Raw genomic sequence first — 21,484 nt, 5'->3', positions numbered from 1 at the left:
CTGGGTTGCATGGCCGATTTAATATAGGCTGCGGCGCATGTCGTGGGAGGACCCGCTTGACGAGATCGAGGCTCTGGCCCCAACCCTCACGGAGATCCGTCGGGACATCCACAAGCATCCCGAGCTCGGGTTCGAGGAGGTCCGCACCCAGCGGCTGATCAAGAGCTGGCTGACCCAGCTCGGGTTCGAGCCGCAAGAGTGCGCGCGCACGGGGCTGATCGCGGACCTGCGCCCGGAGCTCCACGGGCAGGGGCGAACGATCGCTCTGCGCGCCGACATCGACTGCCTGCCGATGGCCGAGCACACCGAGCTCGAGTGGCGCTCGATCCACGACGGCCGCGCGCACAAGTGCGGCCACGACGGTCACACCGCGATCTTGCTCGGCACCGCCGCGATGCTGGCTCGCTATCGCGAGCACGTCGGCGGCAACGTCCGGTTGGTGTTTCAGCCCGCCGAAGAGGGCGTCAACGGCGGCGGCGCCAAGGTCATGGTCGCCGAGCGCGCGCTCGAGGGCGTGAGCGAGATCTACGGCCTCCACAATTGGCCGCTCTATCCTCGCGGCGAGCTGAGGGTTATCTCGGGGCCAATCATGGCCCAGGTCCACACCTTCGAGATCACCGTGCGCGGAAAGGGTGGACACGCCAGCCAACCCCAGGACTGCCGCGATCCGATCGTCGCTGCCGCGGCGCTGATCAACAGCTTGCAGACCGCGATCTCACGGGGCCTGAGCGCGGCCGGCGGTGCGGTGCTCAGCGTCTGCACCTTCGAGGCGGGTGAGGCCGTCAACGTGATCCCCGAGGTCGCCCGAATGACTGGCACCGTGCGCAGCTTCACGGACACCGCGACCGAGCGCGTGCTCGCCCGCATGCGTGAGCTCGCCAAGGGCATCGGCGCGGCCTACGGCGTCGAGGTCGATCTCGCGCTCGAGACCGGCTACCCGGTGCTGGTCAACAACGTCGAGTGTGTCGAGGCCGTGGCCCGCGTCGCCGCTGGCATCCCAGGCCTGTCGCTGAACGGACGTGACCTGCCGATGGCGGGCGGCGAGGACTTCGCCTACTTCGCCGCTGAGGTGCCCGCCGCGTACTTCTTCTTGGGGGCTGGGCGCGAAGGCGAGAGCACGCCTGGCTGTCATCATCCGCACTTCGACTTCGACGACGAGCTGATCCCAACCGGAATGCAGATGTTCCTGGGTCTGGTGCGCGATCGCTTGTCGGTCTGAGTCGCGCTGTGCGCGGACTCGTCGGCGGAGCTGCTCCGCCGAGTTGGCCCGCCGGCCTGGCGCCAGACGCTCGCCGGGCCGGGTCATCCTGGGGTCGGCCACAGTCGACACTCGCGAATGGCTCCAGCCGCGGAATAACGATTGCCACGGCTCGGCGCCCATGCAAAAAAACTCAGGCTAGGGACCCAATGCGCCCCCAACTCGACGCCATCGCGACCTTGCTCGATCAGGGTGCCGCCGACTCGGCCGTACGTCTGCTGCGAAGCTCATGGGAGCCAGAGCTGCCCGAGCACGATCGCATCCCGATCTACTGCATGTGGATCCGCGGGCTGTGTGACACCGGCGACTATGTCCACGCGCTGATCTTGGCCCGCCGTGCGGCTGAAGAGTTTCCACGCAAGCCCGACATTTTGACCGCGCTCGGCAACGTGCTGGATCTGTGCGGCGAGCTCGAGCAAGCGCGCGAGGCCTTCGAGGTCGCGGTCGCGCTCGACCCCAGCGGCGTGCTGCAGCACTACAACCTCGGCGCCGTGCTCGAGCGGCAAGGTGACGAAGCCCGGGCCGAAGCTTGCTACCGCCGCGCGCTCTCCCTCGACGAGAGCGCGCCGACCATGGTCGAAGCCAACGCCGCGCTCGGGGCCCTGCTGCGTCGCCAAGCTCGGCTCGAAGAGGCCGAAGAGGTCTACGATACCTACCTGCAAGAAGATCCGCTCGACGTCGAGATGCTGGTCGAGCACGGCATCTGCCTGTCGGATCTCGATCGCCTCGACGAAGCGATCGAGCGGTTCGAGACCGCGCTCTCGCTCGAGTCGGAGCACGGCAGCGCGCTCTACAACCAGGCGATCACGCTGTACCGCCTGGGTCGTCACGACGCCGCGCGCGAGACCATGGAGCGCGCCCACGCGGCCGAGCGGGACAACCCGCTGACGCTCGCGGTGCTCGGTGCGTGGACACTCGCCGATCCGGCCGGCGATCTCGACGTCGCCCTGCGCCTGGTCTACCGCGCGTTGGATCTGGTCATCATGTTCCATGATCGCGGTGAGCTCGGCACGGGCTACGCGAGCCTCGTCACCGAAGAGGTGTTCGAGTCGCTGTGGCAGTACGGGCGCAAGACCGAGGCCCGCGAGGTCGCCCGCCTCGCTGGCCGCCGCGACTGGATCACGCCGCACATGTTCGAGACCATCAACCGCGCCGACCATGGCACCACGGAGCGCATCGCCGACGCGTTTCGGGTCCGCGTGCGCGCCGAGCTCGAGAGCACGCCCGCCGACTGGCCCGACGGCGCCGAGGGCTACACCACGGATCTCACCGTGATCGCTGCGACCGAAGACGAAGCCCGCGAGCTCACGCTGCACTACGTCACCCAGCTCGAGCCCATGGTCGAGATGCAGTTCGACGTCGACGTGGTCAGCCGCGCGCTCGACAGCTTCGACGGCGCCCGCACCCGCGGGGTCGCGCGGGTCGACGGCTCGCGCGCCTACTTCCGCGGCGACGCGGGCCGCAAAGCCGCGCGCTAGTAGCTCGCGCTAGTCTTCCTCGGGTTCGGAGTCCGCCGCGGAGGCGTCGGGCGGAGCCTGCGGTGTGTTGACGGGCTGCGGTGGCTGCCACTGAGGCGCGGGTCGTGGGGTCACGCTGGGAGCACGCTCAGCTTCGGTCGGCGGCGAGGCCACCGGGGGCTCGGGCTGCTTGACTGCGGTCGGCGGCATGACGCTGGCGCCGATCTGGGGCCGCGCTTCGGGTGGCGGCGGACCACCGGGCGCGGCGGGGAGGCCCAACATGGTCTGCATCGGGATCCCAGGCGCGGTCGGCATCTTCGCTTCGCTCGGCGGCTTGGGCTCGATCGGCGCGGGCGCGATCCCGTAGGCGGTGCCGCTTCGGCTGGCTGGTGCCGGGCTCGGTTGCTCCGCGCCCGGCTCCGATGCCAGCTCGGCGGCCGGGCGGCCATCGAGCATCAGGCCCGGGTCGACCGCCAGCCCGGGCGCTGATGGTTCGTCGGTCGGCGCGGGTGGCAGCTGAGCGGTGGGGGACACCGCCCCGTCGGGCATGGCCGTGGCGATCGCGGGTCGCTGAGCCTGCGCTGGCTCGGGAGTCGCCGAGCCGTCGGCCGCCGCGTCCACCAGCTCGACGGCGGCGCCGGCTTCGACTGATTCGCCGACCTCAGCCGGGGCTTCCGACCGGACCTTGCGGAACCCGTAGGCGAAGATCGCAATGCTGGTCACGACCGCGGCGAACACCATCGACGGCAGGTCTTCCGTGCCCTCGATTTGATACTTCGCCGAGGCCGGCAGCGTCGCGAGCACACCGGCCGCCATCCCGCGCGGCAGCGAGATCGTGACCATCTTGCGCTGGCTGTCGGTGAAGCCCTTGCGCGCGACCAGCATCACCGCCGGGATCCGCGTCACGAACAGCGAGATCCCCACGACCATGCCGAGCAACAACAGCGACACCGGCCGCGAGAGCATCAGCCCGATGTACGTGAAGAAGAACGACTTGATGATGAACGCCGCCTGCGAGTGAACGGTGACGACCGCGTCGTCGAGCTCGAGCGGCTTGTCGCCGAGCGAGAACTTCATCATCTTCATCAGGGCCTCGGCGTTGCCGACGATCACCGAGAAGGTCAGCACCGCCATCGCCGGGTTGCCGCCCGTGTTGTCCACGAACACGTAGAGGATCATCAGGGCGGCGAGCGTGATCGGGTACGCGTAGGGGTTACCCGACAGCGTGCGCAGCACAGGCATCCACACCCAGCCCGCGATCAACCCGATCACCAGCGCGAACCCAAAATTCTTGCCGAGCACCAGCGCCGCCTGGCCCCCGTTGGTCTCGCCGGAGGTGATGATGTTCATCAAGACCACGGCCACGACCACGCACAGCGCGTCGGTCAGCGCCGACTCCAAGCCCACCAGGTTCGAGACCTTGCCCTCGACCTTGGCCAGGTTCATCGACGGCATGATGATCAGCGAGCTCGAGCCCCCGAGCATCGCGCCGACCATCAGGCTGTGCAGGAACGTCCACGAGGCCGGCAGCAGCCCGGTCAGCGCCGCGAGCTGCAGGATCACCGCGACCCCGCACACCGACAGGATGAAGCTGAGGAACGCCATCGCCGAAGCCTTCGGCGCGGCCTTGATCAGATCGTGGATCACGATCTGCCGGCCGCCGTCGAACAACACGATGATCAACGTCAGCGCCGAGAACAGCGGCAGGATCGGATCCAGGTTGCTGGGGTCGATGAGCCCGGTGACGTTGAGCCCGACCCCGGCCAGGATCAGCCAGACCACGTCGGGGATCTGCGTGCGAGCGAAGATGACCTCGCCGACCGCGCTGAGCAGGAACAGCGCCGCGATCAGCACGAGGTAGCGCCCCGTCGGGTCGACCTCGCAGCCGAGCGAGAGCGCGACCAGGAGCACGGGGATGAAGCGTCGAACGAGGCGACCGTCGAGCCGGCTATCCATCTTCGGCGACACTAACAGGCCCGCTGCACGATCGCAGCGGCGGGGCGATCCGCGCGAGGCAAAGGGTGACAACCTGGCCACGAAGGGGGATGCTGCGGCCCGTGCTGGGACTGCGCGGCCCAAGGCGACTCGGCGTGAGGGTCCTGGCGTTCGCCACGGGGATCGTGCTGTGGTTGGGGCCCGGTGTGCTCGAGGCCGCCCCGCCGCCCGCGGCTGGCCCGGTCAGCGAGCTGATCCCCCCCAAGCCCAAGTCGACGATCAGCGTCAGCTATCCGGCCCAGCTGCTCGAGCGCGAGCACCCGCCCGGGGGCACGATCGTGATCCAGTACGTCGTCGGGGTCGACGGCTCGACCAAGGAGATCGAGCTGCTCGAGTCCGTTGACCCCGTGCTCGACCAGATCGCCCTCGACGCGGTCGCGCGCCTGGAGTTCGTGCCAGCGAGCTATGAAGGGGAGCCGGTCGAGGTCGTGCTCTCGCTCGCGCTCGAGCTGGGCCCACCGACGCCGGCCCCAGTTCCGGACGAGATCCCGGACGCGATCCCCGATGAAGCCGTGGCCAACCCCGACGGCAGCGACGCCCAGGCCGTCGCGCCGCCGGTCACGATCCGCGGTCGGATCCGCGAGGCTGGGCAGCGCTCGCCCGTCGAGGGGGCGTCGGTGCTCGCGGTCCCGGCCCCACCGGGCTGGCCGGCAGGTCAGGTCAAGGGCCGCCGCTACGAGCAACCCGAGGAGCCGGCCTGGCAGGTCGAGGCCCGCACCGACGCCGAGGGCTACTTCGAGCTGCGGGGCGTGCCGGCCGGCGACGTGCGCCTCGTCGTGCTCGGGCTCGGCTACGAGCGGCTCGACTACATCGAGACGCTCGAGCCCGAGTCGATCCTCGAGCTCGAGTATTTTCAGCACCGGCTCGAGAGCAACCCGTATCGCACCGTGGTCACCACCGATCGCGAGCTGCCCGAGGTCACCCGCCGGACGATCACCCCCGACGAGATCAACGCGCTGCCCGGCACCCAAGGCGACGCGCTCAAGAGCATCCAGAACTTCCCTGGCGTGGCCCGTCCGCCGTTTGGGGCCGGCTTGTTGGTGGTCCGTGGCTCGGCGCCGACCGACACCAAGACCTATTTGGGCTACCACGAGATCCCCCAGCTGTTTCACTTTGGCGCGATCACCTCGGTGTTCAACTCCGACATCCTCGCGCAGATCGACTTCATCCCCGGTAACTTCGACAGTCGGTTTGGCAACGCGATTGGTGGGATCATCAACGTGCAGCCGCGTCGCGGCCGACGTGACGGACACCACGGCTACATCGACGCTGATCTGTTCGACGCGGGCGCGCTCGTGGAGGGGCCGGTCGGCAAGGGCAGCTTCGCGGTCTCGGCTCGACGCAGCTATGTCGACGCGATCTTGCTCGCGGTGATCCCCCCGGGCTCCGGGATCGACTTCAACGTCGCGCCGCGCTACTGGGATTATCAGGGTCTGTTCGACTACCCGCTCGGCGATGGCAACTTGAGCGTGCGGGTGTTTGGGTCGGATGATCAGCTCGCGGTCGTCAACCCCGACGTCAACGACACCGAGCCGGATGACAACGACGGGTTTGATACTCAGATCGCGTTTCATCGGGCGGACTTGGTGTGGGAGGCCGAGCACGGGCCGTGGAGCGTGCTGCTGACCCCCTCCTACCGCCACGATCTGTTCACGGGCAACGGTGGCGACACGTTCTCGTTTCAGGTGGTCCGGGACCAGCTGAGCTTTCGCGGTGAGCTGGGCTATCGGATCAGCAAGCGCGCGGCGCTGCGGCTCGGGACCGAGGTTGTGGCTGGCTCGTATGACCTCGAGGCGCGCGCGCCGGGGTTTCCGGCGGTTGGGGCTGGCGGCAACGGGTTGTTCAACGCCGCTGATCTCGGCGGGCCGTTTGCGAGCCTGGCGCTTTACGCTACGTCTACGATCGCGGCCACTGATCGCTTCACGATCTATCCGGGGCTGCGCTTCACCTACAATGGCATTGTGCTGGAGCGGGCCGGGCTCGATCCACGCGTGCGCTTTGCCTGGCAGGTTGGGGATGACACGACGCTCAAGGGCGGCGTTGGGGTGTACTCGCAGTTTCCTGACATCTTTGAGCTCAACGAGGTCTGGGGGAATCCGAATATTGCGCTCGAGAAATCGGTTCATAACAGCCTCGGGGTTGCGCATGTGTTTGATGATTATGGGTTACTGGTCGAGGCGACGCTATTTTATAAGTATGTGTATTCGATCGCGGTCCCGACTTCCGCACTGGTGCTCAACACCGGGAGTGGGACTGCGATTGTACCTGAGCGGTTTGATAATGAGGGCTTTGGGCACGTCGCTGGGCTCGAGTTGTTGATTCGCAAGGATCTGACGAAGAAGCTGTTTGGGTGGGTTAGCTATACGTTCAGCCGTGCGTTTTATGATCTGAACGATGGCGAGGGGCTGGCCCGGTTTGACTTTGATCAGCCGCACATTCTCACGCTGCTGGCTGTGTATAAGTTGCCGCGCGGGTGGAGTCTTGGGGGGAGGTTTCGGTTGGTTAGTGGGAACCCTTATACGCCTGTGTATAGGGGGGTTGTCGATGCGAGCGACGGCGGATACTTTCCGATTACGGGTCCGCGGAACTCTGCTCGGCATCCGGCGTTTCATCAGTTGGATCTGCGGGTTGATAAGAAGTGGAGTTGGCGTTATGTTGGGCTCACTGCTTATGTTGATGTTCAGAATGGGTATAATCGGCGGAATGTTGAGGGGATTCTTTATGCGTACGACTTCACGCAGAAGCGGAACATTGCTGGGCTGCCGATCCTGCCCTCGGTTGGGCTCAAGTTCGAGTGGTAAGGACGGAGACCGGAACGCGGACCGGACCGGACCGGACCGGAAGACCGGAACGCGGACCGGACTCTGAGTCCTCATTTCGATCTTAGGATCAGGTTCGTTTTGGTAGGTTCGAGCACAGAGTAGACCCTCAGGCGGACCGGACTCGCGTTCGGGTTTTGATCTTTAGTTCAGGTCGCGGCCACATTTTTTGCAGTCCGCCGCAGAACCCGTGCAAACGGCCCATCCGCGGGCCGAGAACCCTGCGTGGCCATCTCCAACGCGCAAAAACAAGCCAGCGCCGCCCGTCGGGCGGAAAATCGAGCCCGCGGCCAAGCCCGCCCCCACGCGCGGGTTCGCGCTCGGCCGATCCATCCCCACAGCAGCTACAAGGTCACCAAGCGTTGCCTCGAGCGCCGACTGTTCCTCACCCCGGGTCACAAACCGGCGGAGCTCCTCAACCTCATCGGCTATCTGCTGGCCCACACCGCCAACGAGCACGGCATCCAGATCCACTCGGCCGTCTTCATGTCGAACCACTACCACATCGACGTCACGGACCCGCGCGGCGAGCTCGTCGCGTGGAAGCAGCTGTTCAACAGCACGCTCGCCCGCGCTCTGAACGGGGAGCACGGGCGGTCCGGCGCGTTCTGGGCCAACGGAGCTTGCGACACGCTGCGGCCGACCGACGACGCGACCTTCATGGACCTCGTTTATACAATCGCTAACCCGGTCACGGCGGGTCTCGTGAAGTGGAGCCGAAAGTGGCAGGGGTTCACGACCGCGGACTGGCGATTTGGCGAGACGCGGACGTTCAAGCGACCCGAGGATTTCTTCGATCCCAAAGGCGACATGCCGGAGAAGGTGTCGTTGACGCTCGTGCGGCCGCCGATCTTTCTCGAGCTCGATGACGACGCGCTCTACGAGAAGCTCGCGGCGACGGTGCGGGAGAAGGAGCGAGAGATTCAGACCGAGTTTCGGGCCCGGAACCGGAAATTCATGACCCCGAGCAAGGTTGCTCGGCAAAAGTGGTACCGGCAGGTGGTCAGCTTCGAGAAGCGATTCACCGTGACGCCGAAGGTGGCCGCGTCGTGCAAGTGGCGACGCTTGGCGCAGCTGCAGCGGGATCGTGAGTGGGAGCGCGAGTATGCTGCCGCGCGGGCGTCGTGGCTGGCCGGGGACTCGGCGGCGGTGTTTCCGGCGGGGACGTACTGGCTGCGGCGGTTCGCCGGGGTCACGGTTGCGCCGCACCCGATCTGCTGAGTGTGTGGACATCGGTGATGGCGGGGTCGCTCGAGGCCATCCCGCCCGTTAGCATTGGTTTGGAGCGAGATTTTGTGCGTCGGCGCGTGTGTAGGCGCGTGTTTTCGGCTCGGTGCGACGAAAACGGGCGCGAGACTGCGACTCTCGCGTGCGGGCGCGCTGCCTCAACCCTCTCACCGACGGACGTTTTCGCCAAGACTCTCAGTCCGGTTTGTCTCCCGCAAAGACTCTCAGTCCGGTTTGTCTCAGAGGGCCAAGCTGAGCGCGCTGGTGTCTAGCCGGCTGATCGGCCCAGAGCTGGGCGTGGCAGCCGGCTTGGGCGTGGCCGCCGGCCGGCGCTTGGGTGAGCTCGGCAAGCGCTCAAACCAGCCCCGGGCCTCCAGCACGCGATCTGCAAACCCCTGCGCCCCAGCAGGCAGCGGCTCACCAGCGGCCACCCACTTCGAGACCGTCCCACCGCCACGGTTGTACCCCGCCAGCGCCAGCGTCACGTCACCCTCAAAGCGATCGAGCAGACGCGACAGCAGCAACGTCCCCGCGTGGATGTTGAAGTCGGGGTTGTAGGAGTCACGCCGACGACCGAGCCGCTCGGCCATCGCGCCAGCGGTCTTGGGCATCAGCTGCATCAACCCCTGCGCCCCAGCGGGGCCGCGCGCGCGCCGGTCAAACTTGCTCTCGACCCAGATCAACGCGTTGATCAGCGCCGGGTCCACGCCATGTGCAGCAGAGGCAGCCGCGACAATGTCTTGCACGGCGTAGATCCGCTCGAGCTGCTCGGCGTCGAACGGCAGCGCGACCTTGGGCTTGGGCTTGCTCGCAGCGGCGAGGGTGTCGGCGTCGAGCTCGATCAGAGGTGTGGCCACAGGCGCGGCGTCGACCGATCCCGAATTTGCCCCTACCGACGGGGGACCCGTCACGCTGGCGTCTACCCCCTGCTCCAACCCAGCCGCCCCATCCACCAAGCTCGCAGTCTGCCCCGTCGGCCCGCGCGTGCGCGTGCCCGCCACACACGCCATCGCCATCGTCAGCACCCCCAGCCCCAGCCACCAGCGTCGGGGCGGCGGACACCAAGTGCCGCCATCGTCACGCCGCATCACCACGAGCGTCGATCGTTGTTCCACGCGCACGCCCGTGTCAACCGAGCCAGCCGCGCCGGCCAAGCTGGTGTCCTACAAAACCTCAATTGCACTAACCTCCACCCGAAAATGCGACGCGCACACGGATACTCGGTTCATCGCGTGGTCATGGCCACATTGGTTTTATGTCTCAGCTGCACCAAGCGTGAGACAAGCGCCGACGTGCCTCCAAGTCACCCCGAGCACGGTCACCACGGTCACGGTCACGGCGCGGAGCTCAACGAGCACGGATACAAAGGTCACACCTTCGAGGACCCGCAAGCGTGGACCGAGCGGTTCGAGTCACCCGAGCGCGCGGCGTGGCAGCGGCCCGACGAGGTCATCGCCAGCCTCGCGGTCGCGGCCGACGCCAAGATCGCCGACCTCGGAGCGGGCACAGGCTACTTCGCCGTTCGGTTCGCGGCCGCGGCTCCGCAAGGCCAGGTCTACGCCGTCGACATCGAGCCCAAGATGGTCGAGTGGCTAGCTCAGCGGGCCACAGACGAAGGCCACGCCAACCTCGAGGCCGTGCTCGGTGAGGCCGACGAGCCCAAGCTGCCCGAGCCGGTCGACCTCGTGTTCATGTGCAACGTGTTCCATCACCTCGCCCAACCTCAGGCGTACTTTCAAGCTGTGGCCAAACAGCTGCGCCCAGGCGCGCGGGTGATCATCGTCGACTTTCGCAAGGACGCACCCGAGCACGCGCCCGGCCCACCGCAAGCGATGCGCATGAGCCCCGAGCAGATCAGCGAGCACATGCAGGCGGCGGGGTTTCGGCTCGCGCGCAACGATCTCGAGCTGCTCGAGTATCAGTACGTGCTCGAGTTCGTGCCCGCGTGAAGCCGAGCGCTACGGAGCCGCCGCGACCGCCCCCGCGACCGCGTCCGTGAGCTCGGCTCGAACGGCGTCGTCCCACCCGTTGACCACCCGCGTGATCCGGCCGCTGCGGTCGATCACGAACATCGTCGGAAACGTGGCCACCGAGAACTTGGCTGCCAGCGCGCCCGCGGGATCCCACGCCAGCGTGAACGCGGGCGACAGCCCCTCCAACCCAGCGTCGGCCGGATCCGCGACGATGACGATGACCTCGAGCTCGCTGTGCTCACCCAGCAGCTCGGCATAGAGGTCGTGCGCCTCGACAAACCCCGGCTCCCAGCTGGCGGAGATCTCCAGCAACACAGGCTGACCACGCAGGCTCGACAGCTCGAACGACCGCCCCCCAACCACCGGAATGGTGGCCTCGAGCTCCTCGCCAGCGGCCCGATTCGCCGGCTGTGCCGGGATGATCGGCGCGGCAGGATCCTCGGCCTCGATCGGCTCGACGACCGGCGCCGTGGTCGTCGGCGCGCGACAACCAGCCGCCCCCATGCTCAGCGAGCTCAGCGAGATCAGCAAGCTCAGCATGCTCAGCAAGCTCAGCAGCCCGCCCGACCACACGCATCGACGCAAAACCATCATCTGGCTGTCACAGACCGTGAACCGTGTCGACCATCAGCTTGGCGTGGTCGGGATCCGTAAACCGCGAGATCCCGTGTCCGAGGTTGAAGACATGCGCCTTGGCCCCCGCGCCAGCGGCCAGCGTGGCCCGAACGCGCTCGCGGATCAGCTCCGGTGGCCCCAGCAACACGCCGGGATCTAGGTTGCCCTGGACCACGCGATCTGAACCGACGACCTCGATCGCGTCGTCGAGCTCGATGCTCCAGTCGATCCCGATCACGTCCGCGGGCGCAGTGGCCGTGAGCGCGAGGGTGTTGGCGTTGCCACGCGCGAACAAGATCACAGGGACCCGCTCGCGCCCGGCGGGCACGTGAGCACGAACGGCCTCGACCAGCGCGATCGTGTGGGGCAGCACGTGGGTCTGGTAGTCGCGCGGCCCGAGGGCGCCGGCCCAGCTGTCGAAGATCTGCACCGCGTCGACGCCCGCGTCGATCTGGCCGATCAGATAGCGGGCCAGCAGCTCGGTGGTGTTGGCCATGAGCCGGCCGAACGCGACGGGCTCGCAGAACATCAGCTTCTTGACCTCCAGGAAGTCCCGGCTGCCGCCACCTTCGATCAGGTAGCTGACGGTCGTGAACGGGGCCCCGCAGAACCCGATCAGCGGGACCCGGTCCGCGAGCGCGCGCTTGCACGCCCGGACCGCGTCCATCACGTAGCCGACCTCGTCGACGGGATCGCCCCAGCGCAGCGCCGCAATATCGGCGGTGGTGCGAACCGGCTTGGGCAGCTGTGGGCCTGGGTTGAACTCGACAGCGACGCCCATCGCGTCGAACACGACCAGGATGTCGCTGAACAAGATCGCCGCGTCGACACCCAGGCGATCGATCGGCTGCACGGTGACCTCCGCCGCGAGCTCAGGCGTGCGACACAGCTCGAGAAACGAGACCCGCTTTCGGATCGCGCGGTACTCGGGCAGGTAGCGCCCCGCTTGACGCATGAGCCACACGGGGGTCTGCGCGGGTCGGTGACCACGGCAGGCGTCGAGGAAGCTGGTGTTGCGGATCGGCATCGCGCGGCGACACTATATATGCGCGGGCGGGGAACATGCGCGGGCGGGGAACATGCGCGGGTGGGGAGCAGCCGGATCTTCTCAGCGCGGCCCGCTCGACGACCTATGCGCATTCCGCACAGCGGCGCTGAAGCCCCCGAAACCCGTGGTCTCCGCATTTTGGTATCAGCATACTTGGACGCACATCGGCGCGACCGGGGCGGCCATTTCGGTCATGCTACGGCGTGCACGAGGTCTCACCCAACCACATTGGTCGCTGAGTTCGATAAAAAATAGCAAGCACCGGGTTTGGGTGGGCTACACTCCAGCCACGGATGAGTGTGGGGAAACGCATCAAGAACCGTGTTCGCCGCGCGGTCAGCATCGTCACCGATGACTTCGAGTACGGCCGCCACCTGGTTCGTGGCAACAAAGTCAGCACGGACATGTCGTGGACCCGGCCGGAGCTGCCGCCAGTGGTGCTGGTCCACGGCTTCATGGGCACACGCGGGACCATGCTCCCGCTGACGCGTCGGTTCCAAAACGACGGGCGTGTGGTCTTCAGCTATGCGTACGGCACGTTCAACCTCGCGTCGATTCGACGCTCGGCGGAGAACCTCACCGCCCACCTGCGAACGATCTGCGAGGAGCTCGAGGTCGATCGTGTCGACCTCGTCGGCTACAGCATGGGCGGGCTGATCAGCCTGCACTCGATCAAGTTCCTCCAGGGTCACCGCTACGTCCGCAACCTCGTGATGATGGGCTCCCCGCTGCGCGGGACCTGGGCCGGGCTCGCGGGTGTCGCCACGGTCGGGGCGTTCAGCCCGTCGGTCTGGCAGGTGCTGCCCGGCTCTCCGTTCCTGGAGGATCTGCTCGCCGCGCCCGCCCCCGCCACCGTGCGCATGCGCCAGATCCACGCCGCCTCCGACGCCCTGTGCCCACCGCCAGGCCCGATCGAGGGTGTGGCCGCGCGCGACTACATCATGCTCGCGGGTGGCCACTCGTCGCTGGTCGTCGCGGAGCACTTCTATCAGGCATGCCGAGACTTCCTCGACGCGGACCCACAACACGCCAGCGTCGACCCGGCAGCCGAGACGACGCCGGTCGCTCACGACCAGGCCAAGGTCGAGTACATGTTCGACCACGCAGCCGCGTCCGGGCTGCGCCTGGTCGCCAACGGCGAGTTCGACCACGACGCCGCCGAGTAGTCGCACCAGCAGTCGTGAGCAAAAACAAGAGCGCGAACCCACTCGGGTTCGCGCTCTTCAGCATTCATGAGCTTGGCTCAGGGGCCTGGCTCAGGAGCAGACTTCTTGCGTGATGGCTTCCATCATGCCGTCGGTGCCGCAGTACCAGTTGTCGCCGTTGGCGTCGCAGCAGCCGTCGCCGGTGAGGGCTGGGGTGACGCCGTCGCACGCTTCGCCGACGACCAAGCCGTCGGGACAGCCGCTCGGAGCACCGTTGGGGTCTTCCCCGACGCCGCCGCAGCCGTAGTACATCTCGGCCTCGAGCCAGCCGCAGGTGGGAGCGTCGCCGTCGCCGTCGCCGTCGCCGTCGCCGTCGCCGGTGGGATCGCCGTCGCCATCGCCGGGATCGCCGTCGCCATCGCCGGGGTCGCCGTCGCCATCGCCGGGATCGCCGTCGCCATCGCCGGTGGTGGTGCCGGTACCGTCGCCGTCGCCGTCGCCGTCGCCGTTGGTGAGGCTGGTGCCGGTGTCATCCGTCACCAAAACGCAGCCGGTCATCGAAGCGGCAAACGCCATCGCGCCGGCCATTGCAAGGAAGGAAATGTTCTTGAGCATGTCGTCTCCAGTAGGGTGTTCGTCAGTGGCCACGAGGTGGCCTGGGGGGCTCACGACCGACGCTCATGCAATCGGTCGATTCATGGGACGCCAGCGCTCGAACAGTTCGCATGGTGACCCGGGGAGAGTGCGACGCGAAGCCTGCTCCGCGTCGGTCGATACACATAGCAGTCGCGGTGCCAAGCACCAAATCTCCAAGGATCTCAACGCAGTGAGTTGACGAGATGGCGCGCGCCTGCTCAGCACTGTGACACAAATGTCCTAGACATCTGCGCGCGTGTCCTGATCTGTGCCCGAATTGACCTCATTCGAGCGAAGCATCGCGTGGTGCATTTGCGCCGTTGCGAGCGCGGCGTGAGCACGATCAATCAACAACGTGATCGACTGACCATCTGTGCGGACGCCCCGAAGCTCGATCCCAGCTGCGTCGAGCACGTCTAGCGCACGGGTGGTCGTGTCGTCGCGCTCCTCGAGGCCGGCGCCGACCAAGGTCACGGCGGCGAGATCACCACGGGACTCGACGAGGTCCAGACTCACGGGCGGGTCGAGCTGCTGCAGCTGTGAAACCACCCGCCCGAGCTGCGACTCCAAGCTGTCGACGTCGTCGCGCTGGCTGGCGAACAGCAGCCCGGTGACGCCGCGCTCGTCGATCTGGAGATACGCGAGCCCGAGACCCCCGAGCCCACGGCCGAGCGCGCCGATGATCCCCGACGCCCCGGCGCTGGCGGTCACGGTCACGCGCAGATCGATCACCTTCGGATCGCAGGTGACCGCGCGAACCCCCGTGGGCGCCGCAGGGTTGTTGCGGATCACTGTCTGCCCAGCTCGACCGACGGCCTGGTCTGCGTTGGGGAAGCTCGCGCGTGCATAGATTGCGATGCCGCGCTCGGCTGCGAGCTCGACGGCGCGCGCGTGCAGGACCTTGGCGCCCGCGCGCGACAGCGCCTGCATCTGCTCGTAGCCGAGCTCGTCGATCCGGGCGGCGGCGTCGACCTGGCGGGGATCACCGTCATACACGCCGTCGACGTCGCTGTAGATCTCGCAGTCGGCCCCGAGCGCGGCGGCGAGCGCGACGGCGCTGGTGTCTGACCCGCCGCGACCGAGGGTCGTGACCTCGCGCTTGTAAGACACGCCCTGGAACCCGCCGACCACGACGACATGACCGGCCGCGAGCTCGTCGAGGATCCGAAACGGCCGGACCTCGATGATGCGCGCGCGCCCGTGCTGGTGATCGGTGATCACCCCGCACTGCGAGCCGGTCAAGCTGATCGCGGTGTGCCCGAGCCCATGCAGCGCGAGGGCCAGCAACGCCATGCTGGTCCGCTCGCCTGTGGTCAGCAGCATGTCGAGCTCGCGCGGGGCTGGGGGCTCACACAGCGCCCGCGCGTCGCTGACCAGGCGATCGGTCGTCTTGCCCATCGCCGACACGACCACCACCGTGGGCCGCTCGCGGGCCGAGCTCGCAATGATCTGCGCGACGCGACGCATGCGGTCGAAGTCCGCGACGCTGCTGCCGCCAAACTTCATCACGACCGGTCGCGCTCGCTCGATCACGGCGCGGTCATAACATGAGACGTGACTGGGACTCCGGGTTACCATGCAGGCGTGGGTCTGCGGATTGCGCTGCTGGGTCTGAGCGCCACGCTGATGGCATGTCAGGCGATCGCGGCCGCCCCGACCGACTCCGCACAGACCCTGCCGACGTCACCGCGCGACAGCCCAGACGCGCACCACCAACCGCAACTCGAGTCACCCGAGCAGGTCACCGAACCCGCGCTCGCGGCCGCCGTCGAGCCTGGTCCCGGGCCTGCCGCCGACGTCGAGCCGCAGTGGCGCATGCCCGCCCGCGAGTCGGGATCACTGCCACGCTGGATCGTTCACCAGACCATCCCGCGCGAGACCATCGAGCAGCTGGCGCTGCGCTACGGGGTGCAAGCGCAGAGTATCCGCGGGTGGAATGACATGACGGCCGAGCAGCAGCCACACCCGTGGCGACCCGAGCCGCTGCGGATCCGCGCGCGCCAGGTCCCGCCGCCTCGCCAGGCGCTCGAGCACGTGGTCGTGGTCGGCGACAGCTGGGGCTCGATCGCGCGCCGCTACGGCGTCGACTATCGGAACTTGCGGGCGTGGAACGTCGGCGAGCTCGGCCGCGAGCTCGAGCCTGATGAGCACGTGCAGGTCTGGGTCGATCCGATCGTGTTCAACGCGATCGTGCATGACAACCCGGCGAGCGATCGACTCGCGCGGGTCCGCCCGGGCGCGCACAGCGTCGGCACGCCGCAGACCGGCAGCTTGATCGCCGGCGTCCAGATCCCCCCTGGCCAGGGCTACGAGCTGCGGTTCCCCAAGTCGGCCTACGGCACGACCCACGCCGTGCGCGAGGCCGTCGCCGCGCTCGATCGCTTCGTCGCCAGCACCGAGCACCCGCACCCGATCAGCGTCGGGACCATGAGCCGCCAGCGGGGCGGGGAGATCGGCAGTCACCTCTCGCATCAGACCGGGCGCGACCTCGACATCCGCCTGCCGCTGCGCGCCGAGGTGCCCCAGGCGCTGAACCCCACCCCGCGCCGAATCGCGTGGGACGTCACGTGGGAGCTGGTCCGCGCGTTCGCCCAGTCACCGAGCGTGCAGGTGATCTTCTTGGACTACGACAGCCAGCGGCGGCTCTACAAGGCGGCCAAGGCTGCGGGCGCGAGTGAGCCCGTGCTCGACGACACGCTGCAGTTCCCGCGAGGATCGGCGGCGAGTCTGGGCCTGGTCCGCCACTCGCCCGGGCACGAGGGCCACATCCACGTCCGGTTCGACTGCGGCCCCGCGGAGCCCGAGTGCGCGGATCAGTAGCGCCCGGCGACCGGCTCAGCGCGGCCCCGAGGAGATCACCGCGAGATCGTGCAGTGACCAGATCCGCGGGTTCTTGATCCGCCGCGAGCCCGTGTTTTGGTAGGCCATCTCGACCAACGCCGCCAGCCACGGGCGCAGCTCGTCGAGCCGGATGATCTCGTCGGTGTCCATCTGCCGACCCGCGACGAAGGGATCCATGTCGGCTTCGATCCGCTCGGCGACGGCCTTCATGCCCGCCTCGATCTCGGCCCGCTCGGCCGGATCCGTTGCGACGATCTCGAAGTCGTCGTCGAGCTTGGTGTTGTAGGTGGCGATCGCCAGGGTCCGGCCCTCCATGACCGAGAGCCGCGAGATCGTGCTGCTCAGCTGCACGATCGGGTCGTAGGGCAGGCCGCTCATCGCGTAGTAGCCCGCGCCCGAGGCCTTGCGCAGCAGCACCGTGAACATTGGCACGTCGTTGGTGCTGTTGGTGTAGATCAGGCTGGAGCCGTAGCCGAGCAGGCCCTGCGCCTCGGCCTCGGCGCCCACGTCGAAGCCCGAGATGTCCTGCAGCCAGATGATCGGGATGCCGTCGGCGTTGCAGGCCCGCGAGAACGCGCTGATCTTGGCGATCCCACCCCGATACAAGATCGCGGCCGGGCGCTTGCGATCGCGGTGCTCCGGGTCGCCGACCAGGCCCTGGCGGTTGATGATGAACCCGGCGTACAGCCCATTGATCCGGCCGACCCCGGTGATCATCTCTTCGCCGGTCTCGGGCATCAGCTCCCAGAACAAGCTCTGGTCGCACAGCCGCGCGAGCACCTCGGTCGCGTCGTAGACCTCGCGGTGATCCGGCGGGATCAGCCCAGCGAGCTCGGCCGCGGGGTGAAACGGCTCGATCGCGCCGCGCCCATGGCGGTAGAAGTCGGCGCCGGAGCTGGGCAGCTTGGCCACGTCGCGGCGGATGCAGTCGAGCGCGATCTCGTCGTCGGGCACCCGGACGTCGGCGCAGCCGCTCTGGTGCACGTGGACCTCTGGCCCGCCGATGTCCAAGCTGGTGATGTTGGTGCTCTTGGCGCCTTTGATCAGCGCCGCGCCAGCGATCACCATGTAGGCCTGCTCGGTCATGTACACGCGATCCGAGATGATCGGCATGTAGCCGCCGCCGGCGATGCAGTCGCCGAACACTCCGGCGATCTGTGGCACGCCACTCGCGCTCAGCAGCGAGTTCATCTTGAAGATGTGCCCGGCACCCGTGCCGCCCGGGAACGAGCGTGACTGCTCGGGCAGGAACAACCCCGAGCAATCGACCAGGTAGACCGTGGGGATCCGCAGCCGCAGCGCCATGGTCTGCGCGCGCTCGATCTTCTCTGGCGTCTTGGGCCACCACGAGCCCGAGGCCACGGTGTTGTCGTTGGCGATGACCATGCACCAGCGGCCGTGGATCTGCGCGAACGCGGTCACCACTCCCGCGCCGGGGCTCTCGAGCCCGCGGTCGCCGAAGCTCAGGCCCCAGTTGACGAAGGTCCCGACCTCGAACACCTCCGTGCCCGGGTCGATCAATTTGGCGAGCCGCTCGCGGGCGCTGAGCTTGCCGCGAGTGTGCAGGCGCTCGAGGTACTTGGGGCCCCAACCGGCCTGGACCTTGGCGCGGCGCTCCGCCAGCAGCTGCTCGCGCTCGCCCAGGGTCTCACGGTACTCGCCGAAGGTGCGCTCGTCGCAGACTTGATCGCGGGGGGAGCCAATGGGGGACAGGGGGACGATGGCCATGGTGAGTCTGGTGGTCTGCCGTCAGGGCGCGAAGCCGGGGATCGCCCGCGTGTCGTAGCGGTCGCTGCGGAATGCTTCGCTGCGCAGGATCTGGAGGTGCATGGGGACCGTGGTCTGCACGCCCTCGCAGACCAGCTGCTCGAGCGCGAGGATCATCTTGTCGCAGGCTGCGTCTCGGGTGTCGCCGTGGGTGATCACCTTGCAGATCAGGCTGTCGTAGAACGGCGGGACCTCGTAGCCGTCGCGCACGTGGGTGTCGACGCGGATCCCCGGACCGCTCGGCGCGGCCCACTTGGTGATCACGCCGGGCGAAGGGCGAAATCCCTGGGCGGGATCTTCGGCGTTGATCCGGCACTCGATCGCGTGCCCGCCGAGCGTGATGTCGGCCTGGTCAACGGAGAGACGATGCCCGGCGGCCACGCGGATCTGCTCGCGGACGAGGTCGAACCCGCTGCGCATCTCCGACACACAGTGCTCGACCTGCAGGCGCGTGTTCATCTCCATGAACCGCAGCACGTGGGCGCCTGCGACTGATTGATCGAGCAAGAACTCGATCGTCCCGGCGCCGACATAGCCGATCGCGCGGGTCGCCTCGACCGCGGCGGCCAAGGTCCGCTCGCGCTCGTCGGGATCCAGGGTCGGCGCGGGGGATTCTTCGATCAGCTTTTGGTGGCTGCGCTGGACCGTGCAGTCGCGCTCACCGAGGTGCACGACGTTGCCGTAGCGGTCGGCCATGATCTGGATCTCGATGTGGCGCCCGCCCTGGACCAGCTTCTCCATGTACAGGCGCGGGTCACCGAACGCCGCTTGGGCCTCGGCGCTGGCTTGCGCCCAGGCTTGATCGAGCTCGTTTGCGGTCTGGGCCGCGCGCATGCCCTTGCCACCGCCGCCGCTCTCGGCCTTGAGCAGCACGGGGTAGCCGACGGCCTCGGCCACCTGCCGGGCCTGCTCGAGATCCGCGAGGATCCCGTCGCTGCCTGGGATCAGCGTGAGCCCCGACGCGCCCATCGCTCGCTTGGCGGGCGTCTTGCTGCCCATCAAGCGCATCACGTGCGCGGGCGGGCCGATGAAGGTCACGCCGTGCTGCTCGCACAGACCCGCGAGGCGCGGGTTCTCGGCCAAGAAGCCCCAGCCCGGGTGCAACGCCGTACACCCGCTCTGGCGCGCGGCCTGGACCACGCGCTCGAGCGCCAGGTAGCTGTGCGTCGAGCGGGCTGGCCCGAGCACGACCTGCTCGCGCCCGTCTGTCCACGGGCCGTTGCGATCCGCCGCGGACACGCCGAACACCGGGGTGATCCCGAGCTCGTCGCAGCTTCGCGCGATGCGGGCCGCAACCTCGCCGCGGTTGGCGATGAACAGGCGATGAAAGCCGGCCATGGGGGCGGGATGCTAACACGAACTCGCGCGCGGTCCTCGGGCCCGGGGGCCTGGCTCACGTGGAGTTCATTTGGAGTGGCCGCTCGCTCCCGGACCGCCGCAGCAGCGCTTGTACTTGTTCCCGCTCCCGCACGGGCACGGCGCGTTGCGGCCGATCTTTGGCCCCTTCACCACGGGCGGTCGGCTGACCGCGATGTCCCCCTTGCGCGCCTCGATCATGGTGATGCTCTCATCGGGCGTCCACGACGCGCGCCCAAACGCGGCGTACTGCTCGGGTAGATAGAACGACCTCGCCTCGACGCCGACGACCCACGGGATCCGCTCGAACAAGCCCGTGACCGCTTGGGTCATCCCGAAGATCTTGAACGGCAGGGTCAAGAACAGCGCGACCGCGACGTCGCCGGGCACCTCATCGAGATCGAGCGAGTCGAGGACGGCTTGGTCGCGATCGCTGTAGAGCTGTCGCAGCAGCGCGCGGCCGGACTCGACCGCGTTGTCGATGAACATCTCGGGGTTGGCACACAGGTGATCGAAGGAGCCGGCGGCCAGGCCGCTGATCGACTCGACGACCGTGGGTCGGCGATCCGAGGGTGGCCCGACCTTGGCCAGGGCCTTGCGCACCTCGGCCTGATAGCGACGGTGTCGCAGGCCGATCGCGATCAGGCTCGAGGCATCGGTCATGCTGCTGAAGAACGTGCCCTCGCCGCTCGCGTAGCGGCGCTTGGCAGCCGGGAGCACATGGGTTGGCAGCTTGCTGGCGACCCACGCACCGCGAGCCGCGAACGACGTCACGCCCAGCCGGATCAAGCCCCAGGGCAGCTGCAGCCCGGCTCCGGGCAGCTCGGGCTCGAGCCGGTCGATCAGGCCCCGCAGCGTGGCCCCGCCGTCGCTACCCAACGACAAGGTGAGGTGGGCGACCGCCCACGCGGATCGCCAGAACTCGTGGAGTGCCTCGTGGTGGCGGCGGCTGTACTTCTTGTGCAGACACAGGTGCTCGTAGAGCTGGTGGCACTTCTGGACCGCGTCGATCAGCGCCACGAACAAGTGGATCGACAGCAGCGGGAGCCAGCGCGCGAGCGCTTCGAACTCTTGCTGGTTGAGGTGCCGACCGGTGCGAAGCGTCCGCTCGAGCGCGCGCTCAATCTGGCCCTTGCCGCCCGCCTTCGCCTCGCTGATCAGCGCCCGCAGCGACTCCACCGACTCGCTGATCGTGTCCAGGCGGTGACGGGTGACGATCGGCTGGCCGTCCTGCACCTGCATGCCCTGGCCCAGGCAGGTGACGAAGTGACCGTTGCGGGCCACGATCACGTATGGCCCGTCGTCTTCGGGGCCGCCGAGCGCCAGCGCCACTCGGTCGGCGTCCGC

Annotated in this window: 15 protein-coding genes and 1 pseudogene; 7 read left to right on the top strand and 9 right to left on the bottom strand. The window is 67.8% G+C overall.

All coding sequences use genetic code 11. The annotated features are described in order from the left end of the window. Nucleotides 1–37 precede the first annotated feature (37 nt). Together ENSA7_RS07595 and ENSA7_RS07590 are read left to right on the top strand one after the other, a co-directional pair. Nucleotides 38–1,219, top strand: coding sequence for a M20 metallopeptidase family protein (locus ENSA7_RS07595; RefSeq protein ID WP_106088534.1), 1,182 nt, complete (start codon nt 38–40; stop codon nt 1,217–1,219). A 188-nt stretch (nt 1,220–1,407) separates the two neighbouring features. Continuing rightward, on the top strand, nt 1,408–2,736 hold the full coding sequence (locus ENSA7_RS07590) for a tetratricopeptide repeat protein (RefSeq protein WP_106088533.1): 1,329 nt from the start codon (nt 1,408–1,410) through the stop codon (nt 2,734–2,736). Nucleotides 2,737–2,745: 9 nt separating this feature from the next. On the opposite strand, the gene ENSA7_RS07585 is transcribed toward ENSA7_RS07590, so the two are convergent. After that, nucleotides 2,746–4,671, bottom strand: coding sequence for a cation:proton antiporter domain-containing protein (locus ENSA7_RS07585; protein WP_106088532.1), 1,926 nt, complete (start codon nt 4,669–4,671; stop codon nt 2,746–2,748). A 101-nt stretch (nt 4,672–4,772) separates the two neighbouring features. Between ENSA7_RS07585 and ENSA7_RS07580 the strand changes: the two genes are divergently transcribed. Beyond that, nucleotides 4,773–7,511 carry an energy transducer TonB gene (locus ENSA7_RS07580; RefSeq protein ID WP_181233391.1) on the top strand — a complete coding sequence of 913 codons (2,739 nt, stop codon included), beginning with the start codon at nt 4,773–4,775 and terminating at the stop codon, nt 7,509–7,511. A gap of 243 nt (nt 7,512–7,754) precedes the next feature. Beyond that, nucleotides 7,755–8,750 (top strand): hypothetical protein, encoded by a 996-nt coding sequence (locus ENSA7_RS07575; protein WP_106088530.1) that lies wholly within the window; start codon nt 7,755–7,757, stop codon nt 8,748–8,750. Nucleotides 8,751–8,995: 245 nt separating this feature from the next. On the opposite strand, the gene ENSA7_RS07570 is transcribed toward ENSA7_RS07575, so the two are convergent. Next, a complete protein-coding gene (locus tag ENSA7_RS07570; RefSeq protein ID WP_219907927.1) occupies nt 8,996–9,613 on the bottom strand; it encodes a lytic transglycosylase domain-containing protein in 618 nt (205 codons plus the stop codon). A gap of 435 nt (nt 9,614–10,048) precedes the next feature. On the opposite strand from ENSA7_RS07570, the gene ENSA7_RS43325 reads away from it, so the two are divergent. Then, on the top strand, nt 10,049–10,705 hold the full coding sequence (locus tag ENSA7_RS43325) for a class I SAM-dependent methyltransferase (protein ID WP_181233389.1): 657 nt from the start codon (nt 10,049–10,051) through the stop codon (nt 10,703–10,705). A gap of 9 nt (nt 10,706–10,714) precedes the next feature. Here ENSA7_RS43325 and ENSA7_RS07560 read toward each other — a convergent pair whose 3' ends face one another. Both ENSA7_RS07560 and hemE read right to left on the bottom strand, forming a co-directional pair. Next, nucleotides 10,715–11,320: a peroxiredoxin family protein gene (locus tag ENSA7_RS07560; protein ID WP_181233387.1), complete on the bottom strand. Its 606-nt coding sequence runs from the start codon at nt 11,318–11,320 to the stop codon at nt 10,715–10,717. Nucleotides 11,321–11,330: 10 nt separating this feature from the next. After that, nucleotides 11,331–12,371 carry a uroporphyrinogen decarboxylase gene (hemE, locus tag ENSA7_RS07555; RefSeq protein ID WP_106088528.1) on the bottom strand — a complete coding sequence of 347 codons (1,041 nt, stop codon included), beginning with the start codon at nt 12,369–12,371 and terminating at the stop codon, nt 11,331–11,333. Nucleotides 12,372–12,685: 314 nt separating this feature from the next. Between hemE and ENSA7_RS07550 the strand changes: the two genes are divergently transcribed. Further along, nucleotides 12,686–13,558, top strand: a complete 873-nt coding sequence (locus ENSA7_RS07550) for an alpha/beta hydrolase (protein WP_106088527.1) — start codon at nt 12,686–12,688, stop codon at nt 13,556–13,558. A 90-nt stretch (nt 13,559–13,648) separates the two neighbouring features. Here ENSA7_RS07550 and ENSA7_RS43320 read toward each other — a convergent pair whose 3' ends face one another. Both ENSA7_RS43320 and ENSA7_RS07535 read right to left on the bottom strand, forming a co-directional pair. Further along, nucleotides 13,649–14,152 carry a hypothetical protein gene (locus ENSA7_RS43320; protein ID WP_181233385.1) on the bottom strand — a complete coding sequence of 168 codons (504 nt, stop codon included), beginning with the start codon at nt 14,150–14,152 and terminating at the stop codon, nt 13,649–13,651. Nucleotides 14,153–14,413: 261 nt separating this feature from the next. Then, nucleotides 14,414–15,706, bottom strand: coding sequence for an aspartate kinase (locus ENSA7_RS07535; protein WP_244923739.1), 1,293 nt, complete (start codon nt 15,704–15,706; stop codon nt 14,414–14,416). Between the two features lie 51 nt (nt 15,707–15,757). Between ENSA7_RS07535 and ENSA7_RS07530 the strand changes: the two genes are divergently transcribed. Next, nucleotides 15,758–16,993 carry a penicillin-insensitive murein endopeptidase gene (locus tag ENSA7_RS07530; RefSeq protein ID WP_106088524.1) on the top strand — a complete coding sequence of 412 codons (1,236 nt, stop codon included), beginning with the start codon at nt 15,758–15,760 and terminating at the stop codon, nt 16,991–16,993. Nucleotides 16,994–17,008: 15 nt separating this feature from the next. Here the strand turns inward: ENSA7_RS07530 and ENSA7_RS07525 are convergent, their stop codons facing one another. The 3 genes and pseudogenes from ENSA7_RS07525 to ENSA7_RS46320 form a co-directional block, all read right to left on the bottom strand. After that, nucleotides 17,009–18,742 (bottom strand): acyl-CoA carboxylase subunit beta, encoded by a 1,734-nt coding sequence (locus ENSA7_RS07525; protein ID WP_106088523.1) that lies wholly within the window; start codon nt 18,740–18,742, stop codon nt 17,009–17,011. A gap of 21 nt (nt 18,743–18,763) precedes the next feature. Next, on the bottom strand, nt 18,764–20,119 hold the full coding sequence (locus ENSA7_RS07520; RefSeq protein WP_106088522.1) for an acetyl-CoA carboxylase biotin carboxylase subunit: 1,356 nt from the start codon (nt 20,117–20,119) through the stop codon (nt 18,764–18,766). A gap of 66 nt (nt 20,120–20,185) precedes the next feature. After that, nucleotides 20,186–20,308: pseudogene (locus tag ENSA7_RS46320) on the bottom strand (SEC-C metal-binding domain-containing protein); the annotation flags it as partial. Between the last annotated feature and the right edge of the window lie 1,176 nt (nt 20,309–21,484).

Origin of the sequence: Enhygromyxa salina (genome assembly GCF_002994635.1) — a bacterium.
Lineage (GTDB): Bacteria > Myxococcota_A > Polyangia > Nannocystales > Nannocystaceae > Plesiocystis > Plesiocystis salina_B.
The sequence above is the reverse complement of the archived record's forward strand: the minus strand, read 5'-3'. Positions and strand labels throughout refer to the sequence as shown.